This window comes from Roseateles sp. P2_H4, assembly GCF_056403315.1.
Genome location: NZ_JBFUFR010000050.1, coordinates 1 through 22,585, shown reverse-complemented (window position 1 = coordinate 22,585; position 22,585 = coordinate 1). Strand labels below are relative to the sequence as shown.

General features: G+C 67.1%; 20 protein-coding genes and 1 pseudogene. 15 read left to right on the top strand and 6 right to left on the bottom strand.

Annotation, left to right across the window (positions count from 1 at the left end):
- The first annotated feature begins 10 nt into the window (after positions 1 to 10).
- The 3 genes from carB to AC1DW3_RS26875 all read left to right on the top strand — a co-directional run bounded on the left by carB (position 11) and on the right by AC1DW3_RS26875 (position 4,368).
- Complete coding sequence (carB, locus tag AC1DW3_RS26885) at positions 11 to 3,289, top strand: carbamoyl-phosphate synthase large subunit (protein WP_477936676.1); 3,279 nt, start codon at positions 11 to 13, stop codon at positions 3,287 to 3,289.
- A gap of 156 nt (positions 3,290 to 3,445) precedes the next feature.
- Positions 3,446 to 3,922, top strand: a complete 477-nt coding sequence (gene greA / locus AC1DW3_RS26880; RefSeq protein WP_477936674.1) for a transcription elongation factor GreA — start codon at positions 3,446 to 3,448, stop codon at positions 3,920 to 3,922.
- On the top strand, positions 3,922 to 4,368 hold the full coding sequence (locus AC1DW3_RS26875; protein ID WP_477936672.1) for a DUF4149 domain-containing protein: 447 nt from the start codon (positions 3,922 to 3,924) through the stop codon (positions 4,366 to 4,368). Before greA ends, AC1DW3_RS26875 begins: the two co-directional genes overlap by 1 nt.
- Here AC1DW3_RS26875 and AC1DW3_RS26870 read toward each other — a convergent pair.
- Positions 4,346 to 4,819: a YhbY family RNA-binding protein gene (locus tag AC1DW3_RS26870; RefSeq protein ID WP_477936670.1), complete on the bottom strand. Its 474-nt coding sequence runs from the start codon at positions 4,817 to 4,819 to the stop codon at positions 4,346 to 4,348. The two genes, AC1DW3_RS26875 and AC1DW3_RS26870, sit on opposite strands and share 23 nt — an antisense overlap.
- Positions 4,820 to 4,839: 20 nt before the next feature.
- Here AC1DW3_RS26870 and AC1DW3_RS26865 point away from each other — a divergent pair, with 20 nt between their 5' ends.
- The 4 genes from AC1DW3_RS26865 (at position 4,840) to glmM (ending at position 9,744) form a co-directional block, all read left to right on the top strand.
- The gene (locus AC1DW3_RS26865) at positions 4,840 to 5,514 is read left to right on the top strand and encodes an RlmE family RNA methyltransferase (RefSeq protein WP_477936668.1); all 675 of its coding nucleotides are present in this window, start codon (positions 4,840 to 4,842) and stop codon (positions 5,512 to 5,514) included.
- A gap of 85 nt (positions 5,515 to 5,599) precedes the next feature.
- The gene (gene ftsH, locus AC1DW3_RS26860; RefSeq protein WP_477936666.1) at positions 5,600 to 7,498 is read left to right on the top strand and encodes an ATP-dependent zinc metalloprotease FtsH; all 1,899 of its coding nucleotides are present in this window, start codon (positions 5,600 to 5,602) and stop codon (positions 7,496 to 7,498) included.
- 58 nt (positions 7,499 to 7,556) lie between these two features.
- Positions 7,557 to 8,399: a dihydropteroate synthase gene (gene folP / locus AC1DW3_RS26855; RefSeq protein ID WP_477936664.1), complete on the top strand. Its 843-nt coding sequence runs from the start codon at positions 7,557 to 7,559 to the stop codon at positions 8,397 to 8,399.
- Positions 8,400 to 8,412: 13 nt separating this feature from the next.
- A complete protein-coding gene (glmM, locus tag AC1DW3_RS26850; RefSeq protein ID WP_477936662.1) occupies positions 8,413 to 9,744 on the top strand; it encodes a phosphoglucosamine mutase in 1,332 nt (443 codons plus the stop codon).
- A 201-nt stretch (positions 9,745 to 9,945) separates the two neighbouring features.
- Here glmM and AC1DW3_RS26845 read toward each other — a convergent pair whose 3' ends face one another.
- The gene (locus tag AC1DW3_RS26845) at positions 9,946 to 10,434 is read right to left on the bottom strand and encodes a fasciclin domain-containing protein (protein ID WP_477936660.1); all 489 of its coding nucleotides are present in this window, start codon (positions 10,432 to 10,434) and stop codon (positions 9,946 to 9,948) included.
- Between the two features lie 229 nt (positions 10,435 to 10,663).
- Between AC1DW3_RS26845 and pstS the strand changes: the two genes are divergently transcribed.
- The 7 genes from pstS (at position 10,664) to phoR (ending at position 17,296) form a co-directional block, all read left to right on the top strand.
- Positions 10,664 to 11,704 carry a phosphate ABC transporter substrate-binding protein PstS gene (gene pstS / locus AC1DW3_RS26840; protein ID WP_477936658.1) on the top strand — a complete coding sequence of 347 codons (1,041 nt, stop codon included), beginning with the start codon at positions 10,664 to 10,666 and terminating at the stop codon, positions 11,702 to 11,704.
- 165 nt (positions 11,705 to 11,869) lie between these two features.
- A complete protein-coding gene (gene pstC, locus AC1DW3_RS26835) occupies positions 11,870 to 12,829 on the top strand; it encodes a phosphate ABC transporter permease subunit PstC (protein ID WP_477936656.1) in 960 nt (319 codons plus the stop codon).
- Complete coding sequence (pstA, locus tag AC1DW3_RS26830; RefSeq protein WP_477936654.1) at positions 12,826 to 13,689, top strand: phosphate ABC transporter permease PstA; 864 nt, start codon at positions 12,826 to 12,828, stop codon at positions 13,687 to 13,689. Before pstC ends, pstA begins: the two co-directional genes overlap by 4 nt.
- A 12-nt stretch (positions 13,690 to 13,701) precedes the next feature.
- Positions 13,702 to 14,487 carry a phosphate ABC transporter ATP-binding protein PstB gene (gene pstB / locus AC1DW3_RS26825; RefSeq protein ID WP_477936652.1) on the top strand — a complete coding sequence of 262 codons (786 nt, stop codon included), beginning with the start codon at positions 13,702 to 13,704 and terminating at the stop codon, positions 14,485 to 14,487.
- Positions 14,488 to 14,501: 14 nt separating this feature from the next.
- Positions 14,502 to 15,209 (top strand): phosphate signaling complex protein PhoU, encoded by a 708-nt coding sequence (gene phoU, locus AC1DW3_RS26820; protein ID WP_056195475.1) that lies wholly within the window; start codon positions 14,502 to 14,504, stop codon positions 15,207 to 15,209.
- A gap of 2 nt (positions 15,210 to 15,211) precedes the next feature.
- Positions 15,212 to 15,913 (top strand): phosphate regulon transcriptional regulator PhoB, encoded by a 702-nt coding sequence (gene phoB, locus AC1DW3_RS26815; RefSeq protein WP_477936650.1) that lies wholly within the window; start codon positions 15,212 to 15,214, stop codon positions 15,911 to 15,913.
- A gap of 15 nt (positions 15,914 to 15,928) precedes the next feature.
- Positions 15,929 to 17,296, top strand: a complete 1,368-nt coding sequence (gene phoR / locus AC1DW3_RS26810) for a phosphate regulon sensor histidine kinase PhoR (RefSeq protein ID WP_477936648.1) — start codon at positions 15,929 to 15,931, stop codon at positions 17,294 to 17,296.
- Here the strand turns inward: phoR and AC1DW3_RS26805 are convergent.
- From AC1DW3_RS26805 to trxA, 4 genes are all read right to left on the bottom strand, one after another.
- The gene (locus tag AC1DW3_RS26805) at positions 17,290 to 18,930 is read right to left on the bottom strand and encodes a hypothetical protein (RefSeq protein ID WP_477936646.1); all 1,641 of its coding nucleotides are present in this window, start codon (positions 18,928 to 18,930) and stop codon (positions 17,290 to 17,292) included. The two genes, phoR and AC1DW3_RS26805, sit on opposite strands and share 7 nt — an antisense overlap.
- A gap of 146 nt (positions 18,931 to 19,076) precedes the next feature.
- Positions 19,077 to 19,328, bottom strand: coding sequence for a type B 50S ribosomal protein L31 (locus AC1DW3_RS26800; protein ID WP_477936644.1), 252 nt, complete (start codon positions 19,326 to 19,328; stop codon positions 19,077 to 19,079).
- Between the two features lie 135 nt (positions 19,329 to 19,463).
- A complete protein-coding gene (gene rho / locus AC1DW3_RS26795) occupies positions 19,464 to 20,729 on the bottom strand; it encodes a transcription termination factor Rho (RefSeq protein ID WP_477936642.1) in 1,266 nt (421 codons plus the stop codon).
- A 256-nt stretch (positions 20,730 to 20,985) separates the two neighbouring features.
- Entirely contained in the window at positions 20,986 to 21,315 is a 330-nt protein-coding gene (gene trxA, locus AC1DW3_RS26790) for a thioredoxin TrxA (RefSeq protein WP_056195487.1), read from the bottom strand.
- 151 nt (positions 21,316 to 21,466) lie between these two features.
- Here trxA and AC1DW3_RS26785 point away from each other — a divergent pair.
- A pseudogene (locus AC1DW3_RS26785) lies at positions 21,467 to 22,585 on the top strand (hypothetical protein); the annotation flags it as partial.

Genomic DNA, 22,585 nt, shown 5'->3' with positions numbered 1-22,585 from the left:
CTCGCAAGCCATGCCAAAACGTACAGACCTCAAGACCATCCTCATCATCGGCGCGGGCCCGATCATCATTGGCCAGGCCTGCGAGTTCGATTACTCCGGCGCCCAGGCCTGCAAGGCCCTGCGCGAGGAGGGCTACAAGGTCGTGCTGGTCAACAGCAACCCCGCGACCATCATGACGGACCCGGACACGGCGGACGTCACCTACATCGAGCCCATCACCTGGCAGGTGGTCGAGAAGATCATCGCCAAGGAGCGCCCGGATGCGGTGCTGCCGACCATGGGCGGCCAGACGGCGCTGAACTGCGCGCTGGACCTGCACAAACATGGCGTGCTGGCCAAGTACAACGTCGAGATGATTGGTGCCAACGAGCATGCGATCGAGAAGGCCGAGGACCGCCTCAAGTTCAAGGACGCGATGACCAAGATCGGCCTGGGCTCGGCCCGGTCCGGCATCGCGCATTCGCTGGAAGAGGCCTGGAGCGTGCAGAAGCGCATCCACGCCGAGATCGGCGGCGCGGGCTTCCCGATGGTCATCCGCCCCAGCTTCACGCTTGGCGGTTCGGGTGGCGGCATCGCCTACAACCCGGAAGAGTTCGAGACCATCTGCAAGCGCGGCCTGGACCTGTCTCCCACCAACGAGCTGCTCATTGAAGAGAGCCTGATCGGCTGGAAGGAATACGAGATGGAGGTCGTCCGCGACAAGGCGGACAACTGCATCATCGTCTGCTCCATCGAGAACCTGGACCCGATGGGCATCCACACCGGTGACTCCATCACCGTGGCGCCGTCGCAGACGCTGTCGGACAAGGAATACCAGCTGCTGCGCAACGCCAGCATCGCCATCCTGCGCGAGATCGGCGTTGACACCGGCGGCTCCAACGTGCAGTTCTCCATCAATCCGAAGGACGGCCGCATGGTCGTCATCGAGATGAACCCGCGCGTGTCGCGCTCCTCGGCGCTGGCCTCCAAGGCCACCGGCTTCCCGATCGCCAAGATCGCCGCCAAGCTGGCCGTGGGCTACACGCTGGACGAGCTGAAGAACGACATCACCGGCGGCATCACGCCGGCGAGCTTCGAGCCCAGCATCGACTACGTCGTCACCAAGATCCCGCGCTTCGCCTTCGAGAAGTTCCCGATGGCCGACTCGCGCCTGACGACGCAGATGAAGTCGGTGGGCGAGGTGATGGCCATGGGCCGCACCTTCCAGGAATCCTTCCAGAAGGCCCTGCGCGGCCTGGAGACCGGCATCGACGGCCTGACCGAGCGTTCGACCGACCGCGAAGACATCGTGCAGGAGATCGGCGAAGCCGGCCCCGAGCGCATCCTCTACCTGGCCGATGCTTTCCGCATCGGCATGTCGCTGGACGAGATCTACGAGGAGACCGCGGTGGACCCGTGGTTCCTCGCCCAGATCGAGCAGCTGGTGCAGATCGAAGGCGAGCTGAAGGGCCGCGCCATCGAGTCCATCACCGAAGCCGAGCTGCGCCTGCTGRAGAGCAAGGGCTTCTCGGACAAGCGCCTGGCCAAGCTGCTGGGCACCCACCAGCACGCCGTGCGTGAGCGCCGCCATGCGCTGAAGGTGCGCCCCGTCTACAAGCGCGTGGACACCTGCGCGGCCGAGTTCGCCACGCAGACGGCCTATATGTACTCCACGTACGAAGGTGCGGACGCCGAGTGCGAGGCCAACCCGACCGACAAGAAGAAGATCATGGTGCTGGGCGGTGGCCCGAACCGCATCGGCCAGGGCATCGAGTTCGACTATTGCTGCGTGCACGCCGCACTCGCTATGCGCGAGGACGGCTACGAGACCATCATGGTCAACTGCAATCCCGAAACCGTGTCGACCGACTACGACACCTCGGACCGCCTCTACTTCGAATCGGTCACGCTGGAAGACGTGCTCGAGATCGTCGACAAGGAAAAGCCGGTTGGCGTCATCGTGCAGTACGGCGGCCAGACGCCGCTGAAGCTGGCGCTGGACCTGGAGCGCGCCGGCGTGCCCATCATCGGCACCACGCCTGATTCCATCGACATCGCCGAGGACCGCGAGCGCTTCCAGAAGCTGCTGCACGAGCTGGGCCTGCGCCAGCCGCCCAATCGCACCGCGCGCACCGAAGAGCAAGCCGTCGCGCTGGCCAACGAGATCGGCTACCCGCTGGTCGTGCGCCCGAGCTATGTGCTGGGCGGCCGCGCGATGGAGATCGTGCACGGCGACAAGGACCTAGAGCGCTATATGCGCGAAGCCGTGCGCGTGTCGGAGAAGTCGCCGGTGCTGCTGGACCGCTTCCTGGAGGATGCCGTCGAGGTCGACGTCGACTGCATCGCCGACGCCTCCGGCGACGTGATGATCGGCGGCATCATGGAGCACATCGAGGCGGCCGGCATCCACAGCGGCGACTCGGCCTGCTCGTTGCCGCCCTACACGCTGGCGGCCGACCTGCAGGACGAGTTGCGCCGCCAGACGGCCGCGATGGCCAAGGCGCTGAAGGTCGTCGGCCTGATGAATGTGCAGTTCGCCATCCAGGGCGACGTGACCGCGGGCCTGGCGGCCTGCACCGTCTATGTGCTGGAAGTGAATCCGCGCGCCTCGCGCACGGTGCCCTATGTGTCCAAGGCCACCGGGCAGCAACTCGCCAAGATCGCCGCGCGCTGCATGGCCGGCCAGAAGCTGGTCGACCAGCGCGACCGCAAGGGCCGCGTGCCGGCCGAAGTGATCCCGCCTTACTTCAGCGTCAAGGAAGCCGTCTTCCCGTTCAACAAGTTCCCGGGTGTGGACCCCATCCTCAGCCCCGAAATGCGTTCGACGGGCGAGGTGATGGGCTCAGCCCGGACCTTCGGCGAGGCAATGCTGAAGAGCCAGATCGGCGCGGGCTCGCGACTGCCGCGCCAAGGCAATGTCTTGATCACGATCAAGAACAGCGACAAGACCCGCGCGGTCGCCATCGCCAAGGACCTGCATGCGCTGGGCTTCGGCATCGTGGCGACCAAGGGCACGGCCGCCGCCATCACGGAAGCCGGCGTGCCGGTCAAGCTGATCAACAAGATCAAGGACGGGCGCCCGCACATCGTCGATGCGCTCAAGGGCGGCGACATCCAGCTCGTCTTCACGACGGTGGACGAGACGCGCACGGCCATCGCCGACAGCCGCTACATCCGCCAGGCGGCACTGGCCAGCCGCGTGACCTATTACACGACGATGGCGGGCTGCGAAGCCGCGGTCGAGGGCATGAAACACCGTGACGGCCTGACCGTGCAATCCCTGCAGGAACTGCACGCCGAGCTGGCTTAAACTACAGCTCATCGATTCCGCCGCAGCAGCCCGACCGGGCCGCAGCGGCGGAACTCTTTTTGCCCATCGATATAACCAGCGCCCCCACGCTCGCGTTGCTAGCTGCCCCCCGAGGGGGCGGTCAGCGGCTCCGGGCGGCCGAGCGCCACTGACGACATGACGACCATTCCCCTGACCAAGCGCGGCGCCGAGGCGCTCAAGGCCGAGCTGCATCGCCTCAAGACCGTCGAGCGCCACGCCGTCGTCCAGGCGATCGCCGAGGCGCGCGCCCAGGGTGACCTGAGCGAAAACGCCGAATACGACGCGGCCAAGGACAAGCAGGGCTTCATCGAAGGCCGCATCCTCGAGATCGAAGGCAAGCTCGCGGCGGCGCAGATCATCGATCCCTCGTCGCTGGACGCCGGCGGCCGCGTCGTCTTCGGCGCGACGGTGGACCTGGAAGAGGAAGCCAGCGGCACCGAAGTGACCTACCAGATCACCGGCGATGACGAGGCCGACATCAAGCTGGGCCGCATCTCGGTGGGCTCGCCTATTGCGCGCGCGCTGATCGGCAAGGAAGCCGGCGACGTGGCCGAAGTGCAGGCTCCCGGCGGCATCAAGCGCTACGAAATCGTCGAAGTCCGCTACGTCTGATGTGGGTGCGGCTTCAAGCGCTGCTGGCCGCCCTTTGGGGCGGCTTTTTGCTTTGTGTGGCCTTCGCTGCAGCGCCCAGCGCCTTCGCGGTGCTGGAGCGGGCTCAGGCCGGCCTGGTGGTCGGTCGGCTGTTCAGCCTCGAGGCCCAGGTCAGCCTGGCGGCGGCATTGATCCTGATGCTGCTGGAGCGCCGCCTGGCGCGTGATGCGGTCGAGGCGGGTGCAGCGAGCAACGTCTTTTCGGTGGCGCTGTTGCTGCCGGCCGTGGCGCTGTTCTGCACCATCGCCGGCTATTACGGCCTGCAGCCCCTGATGGCGGACGCACGCGCCGGTGCCGGCGTGGCGTCCTTCGGGGCGCTGCATGGCGCCTCGCTGGCCTTCTTCGCGGTCAAGGGCCTGGCCGTGCTGGCCCTGGCCTGGAGACTCAGTCCGAGACGTTCTTCTTGACGCTGGTCATGCGGCGCTTGGCGCGCTTGAGCTCACCGCCCTGGGCGACGCGCTGGTTGCCCAGCACCTTGAGCTTGGTGACCTGGGGTCGGCCGTTGCCGCTCTTGGAGAACTTGACGATCTTGACCACGCGCGGGCCGGGCCGGGCATCGGTGCGCTCGGCGGCCGCTTTCTCGGGAATCGGTCGCCACAGCACCAGCAGCTTGCCGATGTGCTGGATAGGCGCCGCGTTCAACTCGTCGCAGAGCTGGGCGAACATTTCCTCGCGGGCCGCGCGGTCATCGCCGAGCACCCGCACCTTGATCAGGCCGTGGGCCTTCAGCGCGGCGTCGGTTTCCTTGACGACGGCCGGTGTGAGGCCGTCGCCGCCGATCATCACGACGGGGTCGAGATGGTGGGCGTCGGAGCGCTTGTCCTTGCGCTGGGCAGGGGTCAGGATGATTTGAGGCATCCCCGTATTATCCCGTAGGCATGAAAACTCAAACCAAAAGCAAAAAGCTCAACAAGGCGTGGTTGAACAACCATGTCTCGGATCCCTATGTGCAGCAGGCGCAGAAGGACGATTATCGCTCCCGCGCGGCCTACAAGCTCAAGGAGATCGACGAGGAGCTGAAGCTGATCCGCCCGGGCCAGGTGGTCGTCGATCTGGGCTGCACGCCAGGTGCCTGGAGCCAGTACCTGCGCCGGCGTTTCGCGCCCACGGAGGCAGGGCGGGGTGGGGCGGCGGTGGGCCAGCTCAACGGCACCATCATCGCGCTGGACGTGCTGGAGTTCGAGCCCATCGAGGGGGTGCAGTTCATCCAGGGCGATTTCCAGGAAGACGCCGTCCTGGCCGAACTGGAAGCCGCGCTGGCCGGCCGGCCGGTGGACGTCGTCGTGTCGGACATGGCGCCCAATATGTCGGGTATTGCGTCCACCGATGCTGCCCGCATCTCCGGCCTGGTCGAGCTGGCCGTGGATTTCGCCAGCAGCCACCTCAAGCCCGACGGCACGCTGGTGGCCAAGGTCTTTCACGGCAGTGGTTACGACGAGCTCGTGACCCTCTTCAAGGCGCATTTCAAGGTCTTCAAGGTCGTGAAGCCCAAGGCCTCCCGCATCCGCTCTTCCGAGACATTCTTGGTGGGCATGGGGCTGAAAAACCGCTGATTACAGGGGCTACCCCCTTGCCGCCCCTAAAATCGCCCCCACTGTCCTGAAACCCGCGCTGGGCCATCAGGGCCAAGGAGTCGTAGTGAACAATCAATGGTTTTCGAAGTTTGCCGTCTGGATCGTGATCGCCCTGGTGCTGTTCACGGTCGTGAAGCAGTTCGGTGGCACGACCGCCCCCGGCAAGCAAGTGACCTATTCCGAATTCCTTGACCTGGTGCAGGCCCGCCGCATCAAGTCGGTCGTCCTGCCGGATGGTTTCGCCGGCGATGTGGTCGCCGAAGACACCGACGGCAACAAGCTGCGCACCCTGGCCACCGCCAAGGACCAGGGCCTGGTGGGCGACCTGCGCAACAACGGCGTCAAGTTCGACGTCAAGCCGCGCGAGGAGCAGAGCTTCCTGGTCAGCATGCTGATCAACTGGACACCGATGCTGCTGCTGATCGGCGTCTGGGTCTACTTCATGCGCCAGATGCAGGGCGGCGGGAAGGGCGGCGCGTTCAGCTTCGGCAAGAGCAAGGCCCGCATGCTGGATGAAGCCAGCAACTCCATCACCTTCGCTGACGTCGCCGGTTGCGACGAGGCCAAGGAAGAGGTGAAGGAGCTGGTCGACTTCCTGAAGGACCCGCAGAAATTCCAGAAGCTCGGCGGCCGCATTCCCCGCGGTGTGCTGCTCGTCGGCCCTCCCGGCACCGGCAAGACGCTGCTGGCCAAGTCCATTGCCGGCGAGGCCAAGGTTCCCTTCTTCACGATTTCGGGCTCCGATTTCGTCGAGATGTTCGTCGGCGTCGGCGCGGCCCGCGTGCGCGACATGTTCGAGCAGGCCAAGAAGAGCGCGCCCTGCATCATCTTCATCGACGAAATCGACGCCGTCGGCCGCCATCGTGGCGCGGGCCTCGGTGGTGGCAATGACGAGCGCGAGCAGACGCTGAACCAGATGCTGGTCGAGATGGACGGCTTCGAGACCAATCTCGGCGTCATCGTCGTGGCGGCCACCAACCGACCCGACATCCTCGACCCGGCCCTGCTGCGCCCCGGCCGCTTCGACCGCCAGGTTTATGTGACGCTGCCGGACATCCGTGGCCGTGAGCAGATCCTGAACGTGCACATGCGCAAGGTGCCCATCGGCCAGGACGTCAACGCGTCCATCCTCGCCCGCGGCACGCCTGGCATGAGCGGTGCCGACCTGGCCAACCTCGTCAACGAGGCTGCCCTGTTCGCGGCGCGCCGCAACGGCCGCCTGGTGGAAATGATCGACTTCGAGCGCGCCAAGGACAAGCTCTACATGGGCCCCGAGCGCAAGAGCATGGTCATGACCGAGGACGAGAAGCGCGCCACGGCGTATCACGAGTCCGGCCATGCCGTCGTCGCCGAACTGTTGCCCGGTACCGACCCGGTCCACAAGGTCACCGTCATGCCGCGCGGCCGTGCGCTGGGCGTGACCTGGCAGCTGCCCGAGCGTGACCAGCACAGCCTGTACTTCAAGCAGATGCTCAACAGCATCAGCATCATGTTCGGTGGCCGCATTGCCGAGGACCTGTTCGTCCACGACATCTCGACCGGCGCCTCCAACGACTATGAGCGCGCCACCCGCATGGCCCGCGACATGGTCACGCGCTATGGCATGAGCGAGGCCCTCGGCCCGATGGTGTATGCCGAGAACGAAGGCGAAGTCTTCCTCGGCCGCAGCATGACCAAGACGACCAACATCAGCGAGACCACGCAGCAGAAGGTCGACAGCGAAATCCGCCGCATCCTCGACCAGCAGTACGCCGTGGCCCAGAAGATCCTCGAGGACAACAAGGACAAGGTCGAGGTCATGACCGAGGCGCTGATGAAGTGGGAAACCATCGACCGCGACCAGATCCTGGACATCATGGCCGGTCGCCCGCCGCGCGCGCCTGACGACAAGCCGACCGCGAGTGGCCCGACCGGCGGCGGCACGCCCCCGGTCAGCACCGACGGCGCCCCCGCCGCGGCCTGATCCACACCCCAACGACGGGCCCGGCTTACACCGGGCCCGTTTTCAATTCCGAGCCCACATGCATTGGCAGACCCGCCGCTTCCGCATCGATCTGAGTCRCCCCCGTGTGATGGGCATCGTCAATGTGACGCCGGATTCGTTTTCAGATGGCGGCCGGCATGACGACACGCGCACGGCGATCGCGCACTGCGAGCGCCTCGTCGCCGAGGGCGTCGACATCCTCGACATTGGCGGTGAATCGACCCGCCCCGGCGCACCGCGCGTCGATGCCGACAGCGAATGGGCGCGTATTGCCGAGGTGCTGTCCGCGGCCGTGACGCTGGGCGTGCCGGTCTCTGTCGACACCTGCAAGCCCGAGGTCATGCGGCGTGCGCTGGATGGCGGCGTGGACATCGTCAACGACGTGCTGGCCTTGCAGGCGCCCGGCGCGCTGGCGGCCGTGGCGGGCAGCGGTGCGGGCGTCTGCCTGATGCATATGCGCGGCGAGCCGGCGTCGATGATGGACCTGGCCGTCTATGGCGACGTCGTGGCCGAAGTGGGCGCCTTCCTGGCCCAGCGCGCCCAGGCCGCACTGGGCTCGGGCATCCCGGCCGACTGCATTGCGCTGGACCCCGGCTACGGCTTTGCGAAGACCGCCGAACACAACCTCCAGCTGCTGGCCGGCCAGCGGCGCCTGACCGAACTGGGCTACCCGCTGCTGGTGGGCTGGTCACGCAAGCGCACGCTGGGCGACATCACCGGCCGGCCGGTGGACCAGCGCCTGGCTGCCAGCCTSGCCGCGGCGCTGCGGGCCGTCAGCGCGGGCGCGAACGTGATTCGTGTGCACGATGTCCCGGCCACGGTGGACGCCCTCAAGGTCTGGGCCGCAGTCGATGCGGCGACAATCCCGGCCATTGAATAGAAGGATGAGCTCGATGGCCCGCAAGTATTTTGGAACCGACGGCATTCGAGGCACGGTGGGCCAGGGCCCGATCACGCCGGACTTCATGCTGCGCCTGGGTCATGCGGTGGGTCGCGTGCTGCGCAACACGTCCAAGCGCCCGACGGTGCTGATCGGCAAGGACACGCGCATCTCCGGCTACATGCTCGAATCCGCCCTGGAGGCCGGCTTCGCCTCCGCGGGCGTCAACGTGCTGCTGACCGGCCCGCTGCCGACGCCGGGCGTCGCCTACCTGACGCGGGCCCTGCGCCTGGACCTGGGCGTCGTCATCAGCGCCTCGCACAATCCCTTCGCCGACAACGGCATCAAGTTCTTCTCCGCCAAAGGCGAGAAATTGCCCGATGCCTGGGAGCTGGCCGTCGAAGCCGCGCTGGAAGAGGCACCGCAGTGGGTGGACTCGGCCAGCCTCGGCCGCGCCAAGCGCCTGGAAGACGCCCGCGGCCGCTACATCGAGTTCTGCAAGAACAGCTTCGGCTCCGACCTGACGCTCAAGGGGCTGAAGATCGTCGTCGACGCGGCCCATGGCGCGGCCTATCACGTCGCCCCCGACGTCTTCCACGAACTGGGCGCCGAGGTCATCTCCATCGGCTGCAAGCCTGACGGCTTCAACATCAATGCCGGCTTCGGCGCGACGGCGCCCGGTGCCCTGGTCGAGGCCGTCAAGGCCAATGGCGCGGACTACGGCGTGGCGCTGGACGGCGATGCCGACCGCCTGCAGCTGGTGGATGCCAACGGCCGCCTCTACAACGGCGACGAACTGCTCTATGTGATGGTGGCCGACCGTCTGGCCCAGGGCCTGCGCGTGCCGGGTGCCGTCGGCACGCTGATGACCAATATGGCCGTCGAGCTGGCACTGCGCGCGCGCGACGTCGATTTCGTGCGTGCCAAGGTCGGCGACCGCTATGTGCTGGAAGAGCTGGCCGCGCGCGGCTGGCAGCTGGGCGGCGAGGGCTCGGGCCATCTGCTGGCGCTGGACAAGCACACGACCGGCGATGGCATCGTCAGCGCGCTGCTGGTGCTGCAGGCCGTCTGCCGCAGCGGGCGCAGCCTGTCGGAGCAATTGCAGGGCGTGGAGCTGTTCCCGCAGACGCTGATCAATGTGCGCCTGCAGGCCGGCCAGGACTGGAAGAGCAGCACCCGCCTCGCCGACGAGCAATCGGCGGTCACGGCCGAGCTCGGCAACAAGGGCCGCATCCTGATCCGTGCTTCCGGCACCGAGCCACTGCTGCGCGTCATGGTCGAGGCCTCTGATGCCGCGGTGGCCCAACGCTGCGCCCAGCGCCTGGTGGACGCGATCTCGGCCTGAAGTGAAACTGCCCCTCGCCCAACCTCGCATCGCTGAACGCGAGCGAGTCTGGTCGGTCCCCCGCGGGGACGGCGATGCTCTCGGCATCGAGCCGCGAGCACATCGCCAAAGCGGGCCGGCTCGGGAGCGGCCCAGCGCTCGGCCCGAAATGCTATGAGAAAGGCCGCCCTCGGGCGGCCTTCTTGTTTCTCTCGGCAGCAGTTACTTCTTCGGCGGCATCAGCACGCGGTCGACGACATGGGCCACGCCATTGGTCGCGACGATGTCGGCCTGCTGCACGACGGCGTCGTCCACGGTGACGAAGCTGCCGGCCTTGGCCAGGGCCAGGGTCGCGCCCTGGTGGGTCTTGGCAACGCCCGGTTTCACATCGGCGGCAGCCACGCGGCCGTCGATGACGTGATAGCCCAGCACGGCTTTGAGCTGGGCCGGGTCGGCGGCCAGCGCTTCCAGCGTCTTGGCCGGCACGGCCTTGAAGGCCTCGTCGCTGGGGGCGAAGACGGTCAGCGGGCCGGCGGCGCGCAACTCGTCCACCAGGCCGGCCTGGGCCACCAGGCGGTTGAAGGTGCTGAGCTGCGGGTCGCGGGCCAGTGTGTCGGCCAGCGGCGCCGGGGCGGGCGCTGTGGGCGCAGAGGCGCAGGCGGCCAGCAGGGCGCTGGCGGCCAGGGCGATCAAGGAGGTGCGGCGGATCATGTCGGAAGCTCCGGTTGGGTCGGTAAACGGCTGGCCGGGACTCTAGAAGCGGGATATGACGATTGCATGAACCGAAAATGACAGTGTCACAAAGCGGTTCAGAGCGCTTCCCAGCCGCCCCTCGACGCGCTCCAATCTCCGGGTAAATGACGGGGAGGTCACTGAATCGTCACATTCGATCCCTAGGATGACGGTCATCGTCAAAACCGCCACGCGGAAGGTGTCTCAGATGAACTTTGTCCAGGTCAGCAAGTCGCTCGCAATCGTCGCGAGCCTGTTTGGCGCCCAGGTGGCCCTTGCCCAGGACGTGACCGGCGCTGGCGCCACCTTCCCGGCGCCCATCTACGCCAAGTGGGCCGATGCCTACAACAAGGCCACCGGCGCCCGCATCAACTACCAGTCCGTCGGCTCCGGCGCCGGCATCCGCCAGATCAAGGCCAAGACGGTCGACTTCGGCGCCTCCGACATGCCGCTGAAGGACGACGAACTCGCCAAGGACGGCCTCGTGCAGTTCCCGATGGTCATCGGCGGCGTCGTGCCCGTCGTCAACATCAAGGGCATCGCCCCGGGCCAGATCAAGCTGACCGGCCCTGTGCTGGCCGACATCTACCTCGGCAAGGTCACCAAGTGGAACGACGCGGCCATCACCGCGCTGAACCCGGGTGTCGCGCTGCCTGACGCGGCCATCGCGCCGGTGGCACGCGCCGACGGCTCGGGCACGACCTTCATCTTCACCAACTACCTGTCCAAGGTCAGCGAAGACTGGAAGACGAAGGTCGGCGAAGGCACGACGGTCAAGTGGCTGGCTGGCACGGCCGGCAAGGGCAACGAGGGCGTCGCCGCCTTCGTGCAGCGCCTGCCCAATTCCATCGGCTACGTCGAGTACGCCTATGTGAAGCAGAACAAGATGAACTACGTCCAACTGAAGAACAAGGACGGCCAGTGGGTCAACCCGAGCGACGACGCCTTCAAGGCCGCCGCCGCCGGCGCTGACTGGAACAAGACCTTCTACCAGATCACCACCGACCAGCCCGGCAAGACCGCCTGGCCGCTGACCAACCCGACCTACATCCTGATGTTCAAGTCGCAGGACAAGGCGGCCCAGGCCAGCGCCGCGCTGAAGTTCTTCGAGTGGGCCTATGTCAACGGCGACAAGGCGGCCGACGACCTCGACTACGTGCCCCTGCCCGCCGCCGTGAAGGACCTGGTGCGCAAGCAGTGGACCGACCAGATCAAAGACACCGCCGGCAAGGCCGTCGCCTTCAAGTGATCCCTGGGCGCTGACGCTGACCCGAATGCAGCCCGGCCCCGGCCGGGCTCCGCCACGTCCCAGCGCCCATCCCCTGACCCGACTTTCGGAGGTTCCTTGGCAGCCATCCTTCCAGCCGGCAGCGCAGGCGCTGATCGAGGCGAGCGGCGCTCGCATACTTCACCCATGGAACCCAAACCCCAGCGCCGCCGCGTCGCCCCCTGGGCCGACACCTTGTTCGCCGCCCTGTCGCAGGGCGCCGCCTGGCTGACGCTGGCCTTGATGGTCGGCATCATCGGTTCCCTGATCATCGGCGCGGCGCCGGCCCTGAAGGCCTTCGGCCTGGGCTTCCTGACCAGCGCGGAATGGGACCCGGTGCAGGAGAAGTTCGGCGGCCTGGTGATGATCTACGGCACGCTGGCCAGTTCCTTCATCGCCCTCGTCATCGCCGTGCCGGTCAGTTTCGGCATCGCCATCTTCCTGACCGAGCTGTCGCCCAGCTGGCTCAAGCGCCCCCTGGGTGTCGCCATCGAGCTGCTGGCTGCCGTGCCGTCCATCGTCTACGGCATGTGGGGCCTGCTGGTCTTCGGCCCCATCCTGGCCACCTTCGTGCAGCAGCCGCTGCAGGCCGTGCTGAGTGGCGTGCCCCTGCTGGGTTCGCTGGTCTCCGGCCCGCCGGTGGGCATCGGCATCCTGTCGGCCGGCATCATCCTGGCGATCATGATCATCCCCTTCATCGCCTCGGTGATGCGCGACGTCTTCGAGGTCACGCCGCCGATGCTGAAGGAATCCGCCTACGGCCTGGGTGCGACGACCTGGGAGGTCGTCTCGCGCGTCGTGCTGCCGTACACCAAGACCGGTGTCGTCGGCGGCATCATGCTCGGCCTGGGCCGGGCGTTGGGCGAGACGATGGCCGTCACCTTCGTCATCGGCAACATGAACCAGCTGAACTCGCTGTCGGTCTTCGAGGCCGCCAACAGCATCACGTCGACGCTGGCCAATGAATTCGCCGAAGCCGGCGAGGGCCTGCACCAGGCCTCGCTGATGTACCTCGGTCTGGTCCTCTTCCTCATCACCTTCGTCGTGCTGACCATCTCCAAGCTGCTGCTGCTGCGCCTGAAGAAGAGCGAAGGAGCCCGTTCATGAGCTCGACCCTTGACACTCGCCGCCTGGCGATGCACCACAAGCGCAAGCGCACCAATGTCATCGCGCTGGCGCTGTCGCTGGGCGCCATGGGCTTTGGCGTGTTCTGGCTGGTCTGGATCCTGTTCGAGACCATCTATCTCGGCATCGGCGGCCTGAGCCTGGCCACCTTCACCGAGATGACGCCGCCGCCGCAGGGCGAGGGCGGTGGCCTGGCCAACGCCATCTTCGGCAGCTTCGTCATGGTCGGCCTGGCCACGCTGGTCGGCACGCCGGTCGGCATCCTGGCCGGTGTCTATCTCGCCGAATACGGCCAGAAGACCTGGCTGGGCAGCGCGGTGCGCTTCATCAACGACATCTTGCTGTCCGCCCCGTCCATCGTCGTCGGCCTGTTCGTCTACGCCATGGTCGTCGCCAAGCTGAAGAGCTTCTCCGGCATGGCGGGCGCGCTGGCCCTGGCGCTGCTGGTCATCCCCGTCGTCATCCGCACGACGGAGAACATGCTCAGCCTGGTGCCCAATGCGCTGCGCGAGGCGGCCTATGCGCTGGGCACGCCGAAGTGGAAGGTCATCCTGACCATCACGCTGAAGTCGGCGCGTGCCGGCGTGCTGACCGGCATCCTGCTGGCCCTGGCCCGCGTGTCGGGCGAGACCGCACCGCTGCTGTTCACGGCGCTTTCCAACCAGTTCTGGACGAGTGACATCAGCTCGCCGATGGCCAGCCTGCCGGTCACCATCTTCAAGTTCGCGATGAGCCCCTACGAGAACTGGCAGAAGCTGGCCTGGGCCGGCGTCTTCCTGATCACCGTCGGCGTGCTGCTGCTGAACATCCTCGCCCGCGTGCTCTTCAAGAACAAACACTAAGGACCCGATCTCATGGACGCCAAGATCGAAACGCCCGTGGGCGAGCGCGCCAAACTCTCGGTGCGCAACCTGAACTTCTTCTACGGCAGCTTCCACGCGCTGAAGAACATCAACCTCGACATCCCCGAGAACAAGGTCACCGCCTTCATCGGTCCGTCGGGCTGCGGCAAGAGCACGCTGCTGCGCACGCTGAACCGCATGTACGAGCTCTACCCCGAGCAACGTGCCGAAGGCCAGATCCTGCTGGACGGCGAGGACGTGCTGGCCAGCAAGGACGATGTCTCGCTGATCCGCGCCAAGATCGGCATGGTCTTCCAGAAGCCCACGCCCTTCCCGATGTCCATCTACGACAACATCGCCTTCGGCGTGAAGCTGTTCGAGACGCTGCCGCGCGTCGAGATGGACGAGCGTGTGGAGTGGGCCCTGAAGAAGGCCGCGCTGTGGACCGAGGTGAAGGACAAGCTCAACCAGAGCGGCTCCGGCCTCTCCGGCGGCCAGCAGCAGCGCCTGTGCATCGCACGCGGCATTGCCATCAAGCCCGAGGTGCTGCTGCTCGACGAGCCCTGCTCGGCGCTGGACCCGATCTCCACCGGCAAGATCGAGGAGCTCATCCACGAGCTCAAGGCCGACTACACGGTCGCCATCGTGACCCACAACATGCAGCAGGCCGCGCGCTGCTCGGACTACACGGCCTATATGTACCTGGGCGACCTGATCGAATTCGGACCGACCGCTGAGCTCTTCATGAAGCCCAAGCGCAAGGACACCGAGGACTACATCACCGGCCGCTTCGGCTGATCAAGGAGGACGGTATGGTGGACAAACATCTCTCGACCCAGTTCGACGCCGAGCTCAGCGGCATCTCGACCCGCGTGCTCGAAATGGGCGGCCTGGTGGAAGCCCAGGTGGCCCAGGCCGTGCAGGCGTTGGTGGACTTCAGCGCCGCATCGGCCGACGAAGTGCTGACCAAGGAAAGCCGCGTCAACACGATGGAAATCGAGATCGACCGCGATCTCTCGACCATCATTGCGCGCCGCCAGCCGACGGCCCGCGACTTGCGCCTGCTGATCGCCATCAGCAAGAGCATCGCCAACCTCGAGCGCGTCGGCGACGAAGCCGCGCGCATCGCCCGCACGGTGCAGCGCCTGGTGGCCAGCGGTGTTTCGAGCCGCATGCGCCTGCCGATGTCCGACCTCAGCTTCGAGGCCGAACTCGCCACCACCCAGCTGCGCAAGTCGCTGGACGCCTTCGCCCGCCTGGACGTGGAGCGCGCGCTGGACGTGCTCAAGCACGACGACGAGATCGACAAGGAGTTTGATGGCCTGCTGCGCAAGCTCATCACCTACATGATGGAAGACCCGCGCACCATCTCCTCGTCCATCGACCTCGTCTTCGTGGCCAAGGCCATCGAGCGTGTCGGCGACCACGCCAAGAACCTGGCCGAGGTGGTCATCTACGTGGTCAAGGGCCAGGACGTGCGACACAACTCGCCCGAGGCCGTCGAAACCATGGTGCGTTGATCATGAGCCGAGTCCTTGTCGTTGAAGACGAATCGGCGATCGCCGAGCTGATCTCCATCAATCTCCGCCATGCCGGCTTCGAGGTGACGATCGCCGGCAGCGCCACCCAGGCCCAGTACGAGGTGGACCGCGTGCTGCCCGACCTGGTCGTGCTGGACTGGATGCTGCCCGGCCAGAGCGGCGTGGCGCTGGCGCGCCAATGGCGTGGCGTGGCCCGCACCAAGGAGCTGCCCGTCATCATGCTGACGGCGCGCGCCGAGGAAGGCGACAAGATCGCCGGCCTGGATGCGGGTGCCGATGACTACATCACCAAGCCGTTCTCGACCAACGAGCTGCTGGCGCGCGTTCGCGCCGTGCTGCGTCGCAAGGCGCCCGAGGCGCTGGACAGCGCGGTCGAGGTCGGCCCCTTGCTGCTGGACCCGGGCACGCGCCGCGTCAGCCGCGATGGCGCCGAGGTCAAGCTCGGCCCCACCGAGTTCCGCCTGCTGCATTTCTTGATGACGCACCCCGAGCGTGTGCACAGCCGTTCGCAGCTGCTGGACCGCGTCTGGGGCGACCACGTCTTCATCGAGGAACGCACCATCGACGTCCACGTCAAGCGCCTGCGCGAAGCGCTGGAGCGCGTGCAATGCGCCCGCATGATCGAGACCGTCCGTGGTGCCGGCTACCGCTTGACCCAACAGAGCAGCGCGCTCTCTGCCTGAGTTTCATCCGCCGACATGACCTGGTTACTGCCGCGACTCCTGATGGCCCTCGGGGCCGCGCTGTTCGGGTTTGTCATTGGAGTGGGGGTACGCACGGCCACGGGTATCGACAGCCTTGGGCTGGGCGTCGGCGTCGTCAGCGGCGTCCTGCTGACTTTGCTGGTCGACGCGGTGCGCGGCCACCGCCTGCTCAGCTGGCTGCGTGGCAACCAGCTCGAGAACGCGCCGCGCGACACCGGCCTGTGGGGCGAGGTCGGCTACCGCATCGAGCGTGCCGTGCGCGACCGGGACCGCAGCGTGGGGCGCGCCCGGCTGGAGCTGGAGCAATTCCTGTCGGCCATCGAAGCCTCGCCCAACGGCGTGCTGATGCTGGACTCGCACGAACAGATCGTCTGGTGCAACCGCGTCGCGGCCGACCACTTCGCGCTGGACCCGCAGCGCGACCTGCGCCAGCGCATCACCAACCTCGTGCGTGCGCCCGCCTTCGTGGCCTATTTGCAGGCCGGCACCTTTGCCGAGCCGCTGGTGCTGGGCAACGGCCGCGGCCCGGGCACGCTGTCCATCATCGTGCGCGAGTACGGCGAGGGCATGCGCCTCGTGCTGTCGCTGGACATCACCGAGCGCGTGCGCTCCGAGGCCATGCGGCGCGACTTTGTCGCCAATGTCTCGCACGAGATCCGCACACCGCTGACGGTGCTGTCCGGCTTCATCGAGACCATGCACACGCTGCCGCTGACGGCCGTCGAGCGTGAGCGCGTGCTGGTGCTGATGAACCAGCAGACCCAGCGCATGCAGACGCTGGTGGCCGACCTGCTGACGCTGGCCCAGTTGGAAGGCAGCCCGCGCCCGGCACCGGACCGCTGGGTGGGCCTGGACGGCCTGCTGCTGCGCATCGCGGCGGATGCCGAGGTGCTTTCCGCTGGCCGTCACCAGCTGCATCTGAGGCCGGAGACCAACGTCGAGCTGGCCGGCATCGAGAGCGAACTGCTCAGCGGCATCGCCAACCTCGTCACCAATGCCGTGCGCTACACGCCGGACGGTGGCGAGGTCGAGGTGGCCTGGCGGCTGCTCGAGGGTGGCAATGGCGAGCTGACCGTCATCGACACGGGCCTGGGCATCGCGCGCGAACACATCCCGCGGCTGACGGAGCGCTTCTACCGTGTCGACGGCAGCCGCTCACGCGAGACGGGGGGCACGGGCCTGGGCCTGTCCATCGTGAAGCACGTCATGCAGCGCCATGGCGGCGAGCTGATGATCCAGAGCGATGTCGGCAAGGGCTCGCGCTTTCGCCTCGTTTTCCCGGCCGCGCGCGTGCGCCAGGCCAGCGACTCGGCGCTGGGCGACGAGGCGGCCTTCAACGCGGCCGCGCTGTCGGATCACTGACGCTTCAGGAGCACGAGACTGGCGCTGCCGCTGCGGTCCGTTGGCCGCTTCACCTGCGCAACCACCTGCCAGCCCTGGGGTGTCGGTTGGCCGGCGCTGATGACGGCGTGGCTGCATGCGGAGGTGGTCAGCGAGCCACGGCCGCGAACCAGCCAGCCGCCATGCCATTCCAGCGCCGCCAGCGTCGCGAGGTTCTGGCCCGGTGCGGCCAGGCAGTTGGCGTCGGCCGGCACGCGCGCCTTCAGCCGGGCGACCAGCGGTGCCAGGCTGCGCGCATAGTCCAGCGGCGGCAGCAACAGGCTCATGACCAGCAGCCAGCCCAGGGCGACGCCGCCGGCCGGCAGGGCCAGGCTCTTCCACAGCGCATGGCGATGGCGGGCGGTGCGCCAGCGCACCAGGGCCAGCCAGGACAGCGTCGCGGCGATGGCGAACAGCAGGGCCAGCACGCTGAACTCCGGCTCGAAACCCTCCGCCAGGCGGCGCAGATTGGCCATCGGCCGCGCCGGCCAGCCGGTGTGCATGGACACGTAGTAAAGCCAGCCGAACAGCGCCACCGCGGAGAAGATGAAGACGCAGAACCAGTCCACGGCGGCCGAGACGCTGCGGCTCAGCGTCGGCAGTGCGAAGGCGGCCAGGATGGCCAGCGAGGGCAGGGCCAGCAGGAGCGCGCGCTCCGAGCCGTCCATCGTGATGCAGGCCACCAGCGGCACCAGCAGCGCAATGGCCGGCACGGTGATGTGGCGGCGCAGGCCATGGCGGCGCCAGCGCCACAGCGTCCACAAGGCCAGCGGCCCGGACGGCCAGCAGAACCAGGCCAGCAGGCTCAGCAAAGAGGCGAACTGCAGGCCGGGCCTGACGCGCCAGGCCCAGCCGTCGAAGGCCCAGGCCGCCAGCACGGCCAGCGTCAGCGAAGCCAGCAGCCAGAGCCTCTGGGCCTTGGCTTCGTCATAGCTGGAGCGGTGGTTGAGCAGCAGGCCGAGCAGGCCGAGGGCGCAGGCCACGGTCGGGGCGCCGCTGGCAGCCAGCGCAGGCAGAGCCAGCAGGATGGCTGCCCGTGCGCGGCCCTGCTTGAAGGGCGCTGCGGCCAGGCCATAGAGGTAGCCCGCGATGGCCAGCAGTTGCATCAGCTCGGGGGTCGTCTCGTGGCCCAACTGCAGCAGGCCGAGCGACGCCATCAGCGCCAGCAGGGCGCCGTCGGCCAGGGCCCGGGCGTAGTCGATGGCCTGGGCTTCGCCGCCAAAGGCGAAGGCCACCGGCTGGGCCGCCTCGGTGCGGGCCAGATGGAAGCAGGTGTACCAGACCGCCACGAGCACGCCGACCAGCACCAGGGCATAGGGCAGGCGGGCGGCGACGGGCGCGTCCAGGAAGGGCAGGATCTTGATGGCCAGCGCGCCCAGCCAGTAGGGCAGGGGGCCGCCCTCGGCGGGGATGCCGGCGATGGCCGGCTGCCACCAGGGCGCGTGCCCCTGGGCGATGCTGGCCATGAAGCCGAAGCTGCTCAGGTCGGCATTGCGCCAGGGGGCGCGACCGAAGATGCCCGGCAGCACATAGGCGGCGCACAGCAGGATCAGCGCCAGGCGTGGCAGGCGCTCGACGCCGCGCTCGGCGACGATGGCGGGGGTGGGGAGATTCACTCGCGAAACTTCGATGAAACCGGCCGGCATCATGCCGTCAAACGCCGGCCGAACGGCGGAGTCGGCAGTTTTGAGCTGCCAAAAAGCAAAAGGGCAGCCTGGGCTGCCCTTTGGACGTTGGTGCGGCGAAACAGCCGCGAGCCAATTTACTTCTTGAGGTGAGCGAACTTGTTGCGGAACTTCTCGACGCGGCCGCCCAGGTTGTCGATGCTCTTTTGCGTGCCCGTGTAGAAGGGGTGCGACTCGCTGGTGGTTTCCAGCTTCACCAGCGGCAGCTTCTTGCCGTCGATCTCAATGGATTCCTTGGTCTGCACGGTCGAACGCGTGACGAACTGGAAACCGTTGGACTGGTCGACGAACGCGACGTCGCGGTAGTTGGGGTGAATGCCGTCTTTCATGGGAACCTCTTGGCTAGGTCGGGAGCCACGCCGACGATGTCAATCGCTTGGTCGGCGCACTTTCCGGGGGTGTCAGGGCGGAAAACCCGCGATTGTAGCGGGCTTCCTTGCGGTTTGGCCAGTTTCGGGCTGAAGTTACCCGCCGCGCCGCATCATGTCGAAGAAGTCATGGTTGTTCTTCGACGCCTTCATCTTCTCGAGGATGAACTCCATCGCCTCGATTTCGTCCATGTTGTAGAGCAGCTTGCGCAGGATCCAGCTCTTTTGCAGGATCTCGGGCTTGAGCAGCAGTTCCTCGCGGCGCGTGCCGGACTTGTTGATCAGCAGCGACGGGTAGACGCGCTTCTCGGCCATGCGGCGATCCAGGTGGATTTCGCAGTTGCCGGTGCCCTTGAACTCTTCGTAGATCACCTCGTCCATCTTGGAGCCGGTGTCGATCAGGGCGGTGCCGATGATGGTCAGCGAGCCGCCTTCCTCGATGTTGCGCGCCGCGCCGAAGAAGCGCTTGGGGCGCTGCAGGGCGTTGGCGTCCACACCACCGGTCAGCACCTTGCCGGAGCTGGGCAGCACGTTGTTGTAGGCGCGGGCCAGGCGCGTGATCGAGTCCAGCAGGATGATCACGTCCTTCTTCAGCTCCACCAGGCGCTTGGCGCGCTCGATGACCATTTCGGCCACCTGCACGTGGCGGGCGGCGGGCTCGTCGAAGGTCGAGCTGATGACTTCACCGCGCACGGTGCGGATCATTTCGGTCACTTCTTCCGGGCGCTCGTCGACGAGCAGCACGATGAGGTGGCAGTCCGGGTGGTTGGCCACCAGCGCGTGCGCCAGGCTCTTCATCATCTCGGTCTTGCCCGTCTTGGGCTGGGACACGATCAGCGCGCGCTGGCCTTTGCCGATGGGCGCCACCAGGTCGATGATGCGACCGGTGATGTTCTCTTCACCCTTGTAGCCTTCACGTTCGAGCTTGAACTGCTCCTTGGGGAACAAGGGCGTCAAGTTCTCGAACATGATCTTGTTCTTGCTCTCCTCCGGCGTCTGGTTGTTGACGCGGTCGACCTTGACCAGAGCAAAGTAGCGTTCGCCGTCCTTGGGCACGCGCACTTCGCCTTCCACCAGGTCACCGGTGTGCAGGTTGAAGCGGCGGATCTGGCTGGGCGACAGGTAGATGTCGTCCGTGGAAGCCATGTAGCTGGCCTCGATCGAGCGCAGGAAGCCGAAGCCGTCGGGCAGGACTTCGAGCACGCCATCGCCGAAGACCTGCTCGCCAGCCTTGGCGCGCTTCTTCATGATGGCGAACATCAGTTCCTGCTTGCGCAGGCGGGTGACGTTGTCGATCTCCAGCGCCTCGCCCATCTCGATGAGGGCGGAAACGTGGAGCGCTTTGAGTTCGGAAAGATGCATGGGCGAATACCCGTCAGGGGCCGCAGCGCCAGCCAAGGCGCAACGGCGATTCCACGGCCGCCCCGGAGTAGGACCGAATAGCTACCGTCAAACAGCGAACGGCGCGGATCCGGAAACTAGCAAAGTGGTGGGAGGGGGAGCCGAGTCCACGCTGGCTGGGTGCTGAATTTGTATCCAGGAACCCGGGGCGTGTTGGCTTTGGCTGCTGCAGTGATCGCGCTGAGGGCGCCGGAATCACTGCAGCAGTTGGACGCGATTATAGGTTCGCGTCGAGGAAGGCGGTCAACTGGGCCTTGGAGAGGGCGCCGACCTTGGTGGCGGCGAGCTGGCCGTCCTTGAAAAGCATCAGCGTCGGGATGCCACGGATGCCAAACTTGGCCGGCACTTCGCGGTTCTCGTCGACGTTCATCTTGGCGATCTGCAGCTTGTCACCGTAGCCGGTGGCGACCTCGTCCAGGATGGGCGCGATCATCTTGCAGGGGCCGCACCATTCGGCCCAGTAGTCCACCAGCACCGGCTTGCCGGACTGGATCACGTCGGCGTCGAAGGACGCGTCGGAAACATGCTTGATCAATTCGCTGCTCATGGGAGGGTTCCTTGGCCTCAAAGGGTTGGCGGTCGCCGCGCAGGCGCCGTCCGAATAGGCAAAATCATTGTGACATAGCCACTTTTGCCCGGACGGTCACGAGGGTGACCGAAGCAATGGCAGACATCAGGGCGGGAGGCCCGCTTTACAAGTGCAACAAGCCATCAACCTGGGTCTGATCCCCGGGGAAGACATCGAAGCCTTCTGGCGCCGGGTTGCCGGCACCTGCGCCGGCTGGCTGCTCGAGCAGGGCGCGCCGCTGCGCGACGCCGTGCTGCTGCTGCCCTTCGCCCAGCAGCTCGCCCCGGCCCGGCGCGCCTTCCTGGCCCGTGGCGGCTGGATGCCGCGCATCACCACCAGCCACAGCCTGGCCTCGGCGCTGGGCCCGACCGCATTGGCCACCCCCGACCAGCTCTCCGGTGACGCCGTCATCGACGCCTTCACGGCCGACCGCCTGCTGGCCGAGCAGAGCTGGGTGCAGCCCCTCAAGCGCAGCAGCCCGCGCGACTACCGCGTGGCCCTGGCCCGCCTCGTCGACACCGCCCAGGCGCTGACCCGCGCGGCCGCCCAGGTGCCGCCGCAGGAGCGAGCTGCCTTTTTCGACACCGCCCACGAGCGGCTTGCGGCCCTCGATGCCGGCCCCGGCCTGCTGGAGCGTGCGCTGGCGCAGGTCGCGCTGGCCTGGGTGGCCTCCGACGAGCGCCGGCCGGCCACCGACACGCTGTTCGCGCTGCGGCCCAGCGCCTGGATCTGCCTGCGTGTGGGCGGCCCTGACCTGCTCGCCCGAACGCTGCTCGCCCAGGCCGGCGACGTGCCCACCCTGTGCCTGGACGGCGACCTGGACATCGACCAGGCCTGGGCCGGTTTCACGCCCACCGCCCGGGTGGAGGAGGCCGTCGCTCCCGATTTCGAGAACCTGGCCGAGCAGGCCGCCACCGCCGTCATCCAGCACCTGAACGCCGGCCGCCGGCCGGTCGCGCTGCTGGCCCAGGACCGCGTCGTCATCCGCCGCGTGCGTGCGCTGCTGGCACGCCAGGGCGTGCCCGTGCACGACGAGACCGGCTGGACGCTGGCGACGACGCCCGCCGCCGCTGCGGTGATGGCCCTGCTGCGCGCGGCCCTGGCCGGTGGCGCGGTCGACGACTGGCTGGCCTGGCTGAAATCGGCGCTGGCAACGGACTGGGACCTTGGCGACCTGGAGTCGCGCTGCCGCCGCTTCGGCTGGCGCCAGGCCGCCCAGCTCGACGCGGCCACGCTGCCGCCGGCCACC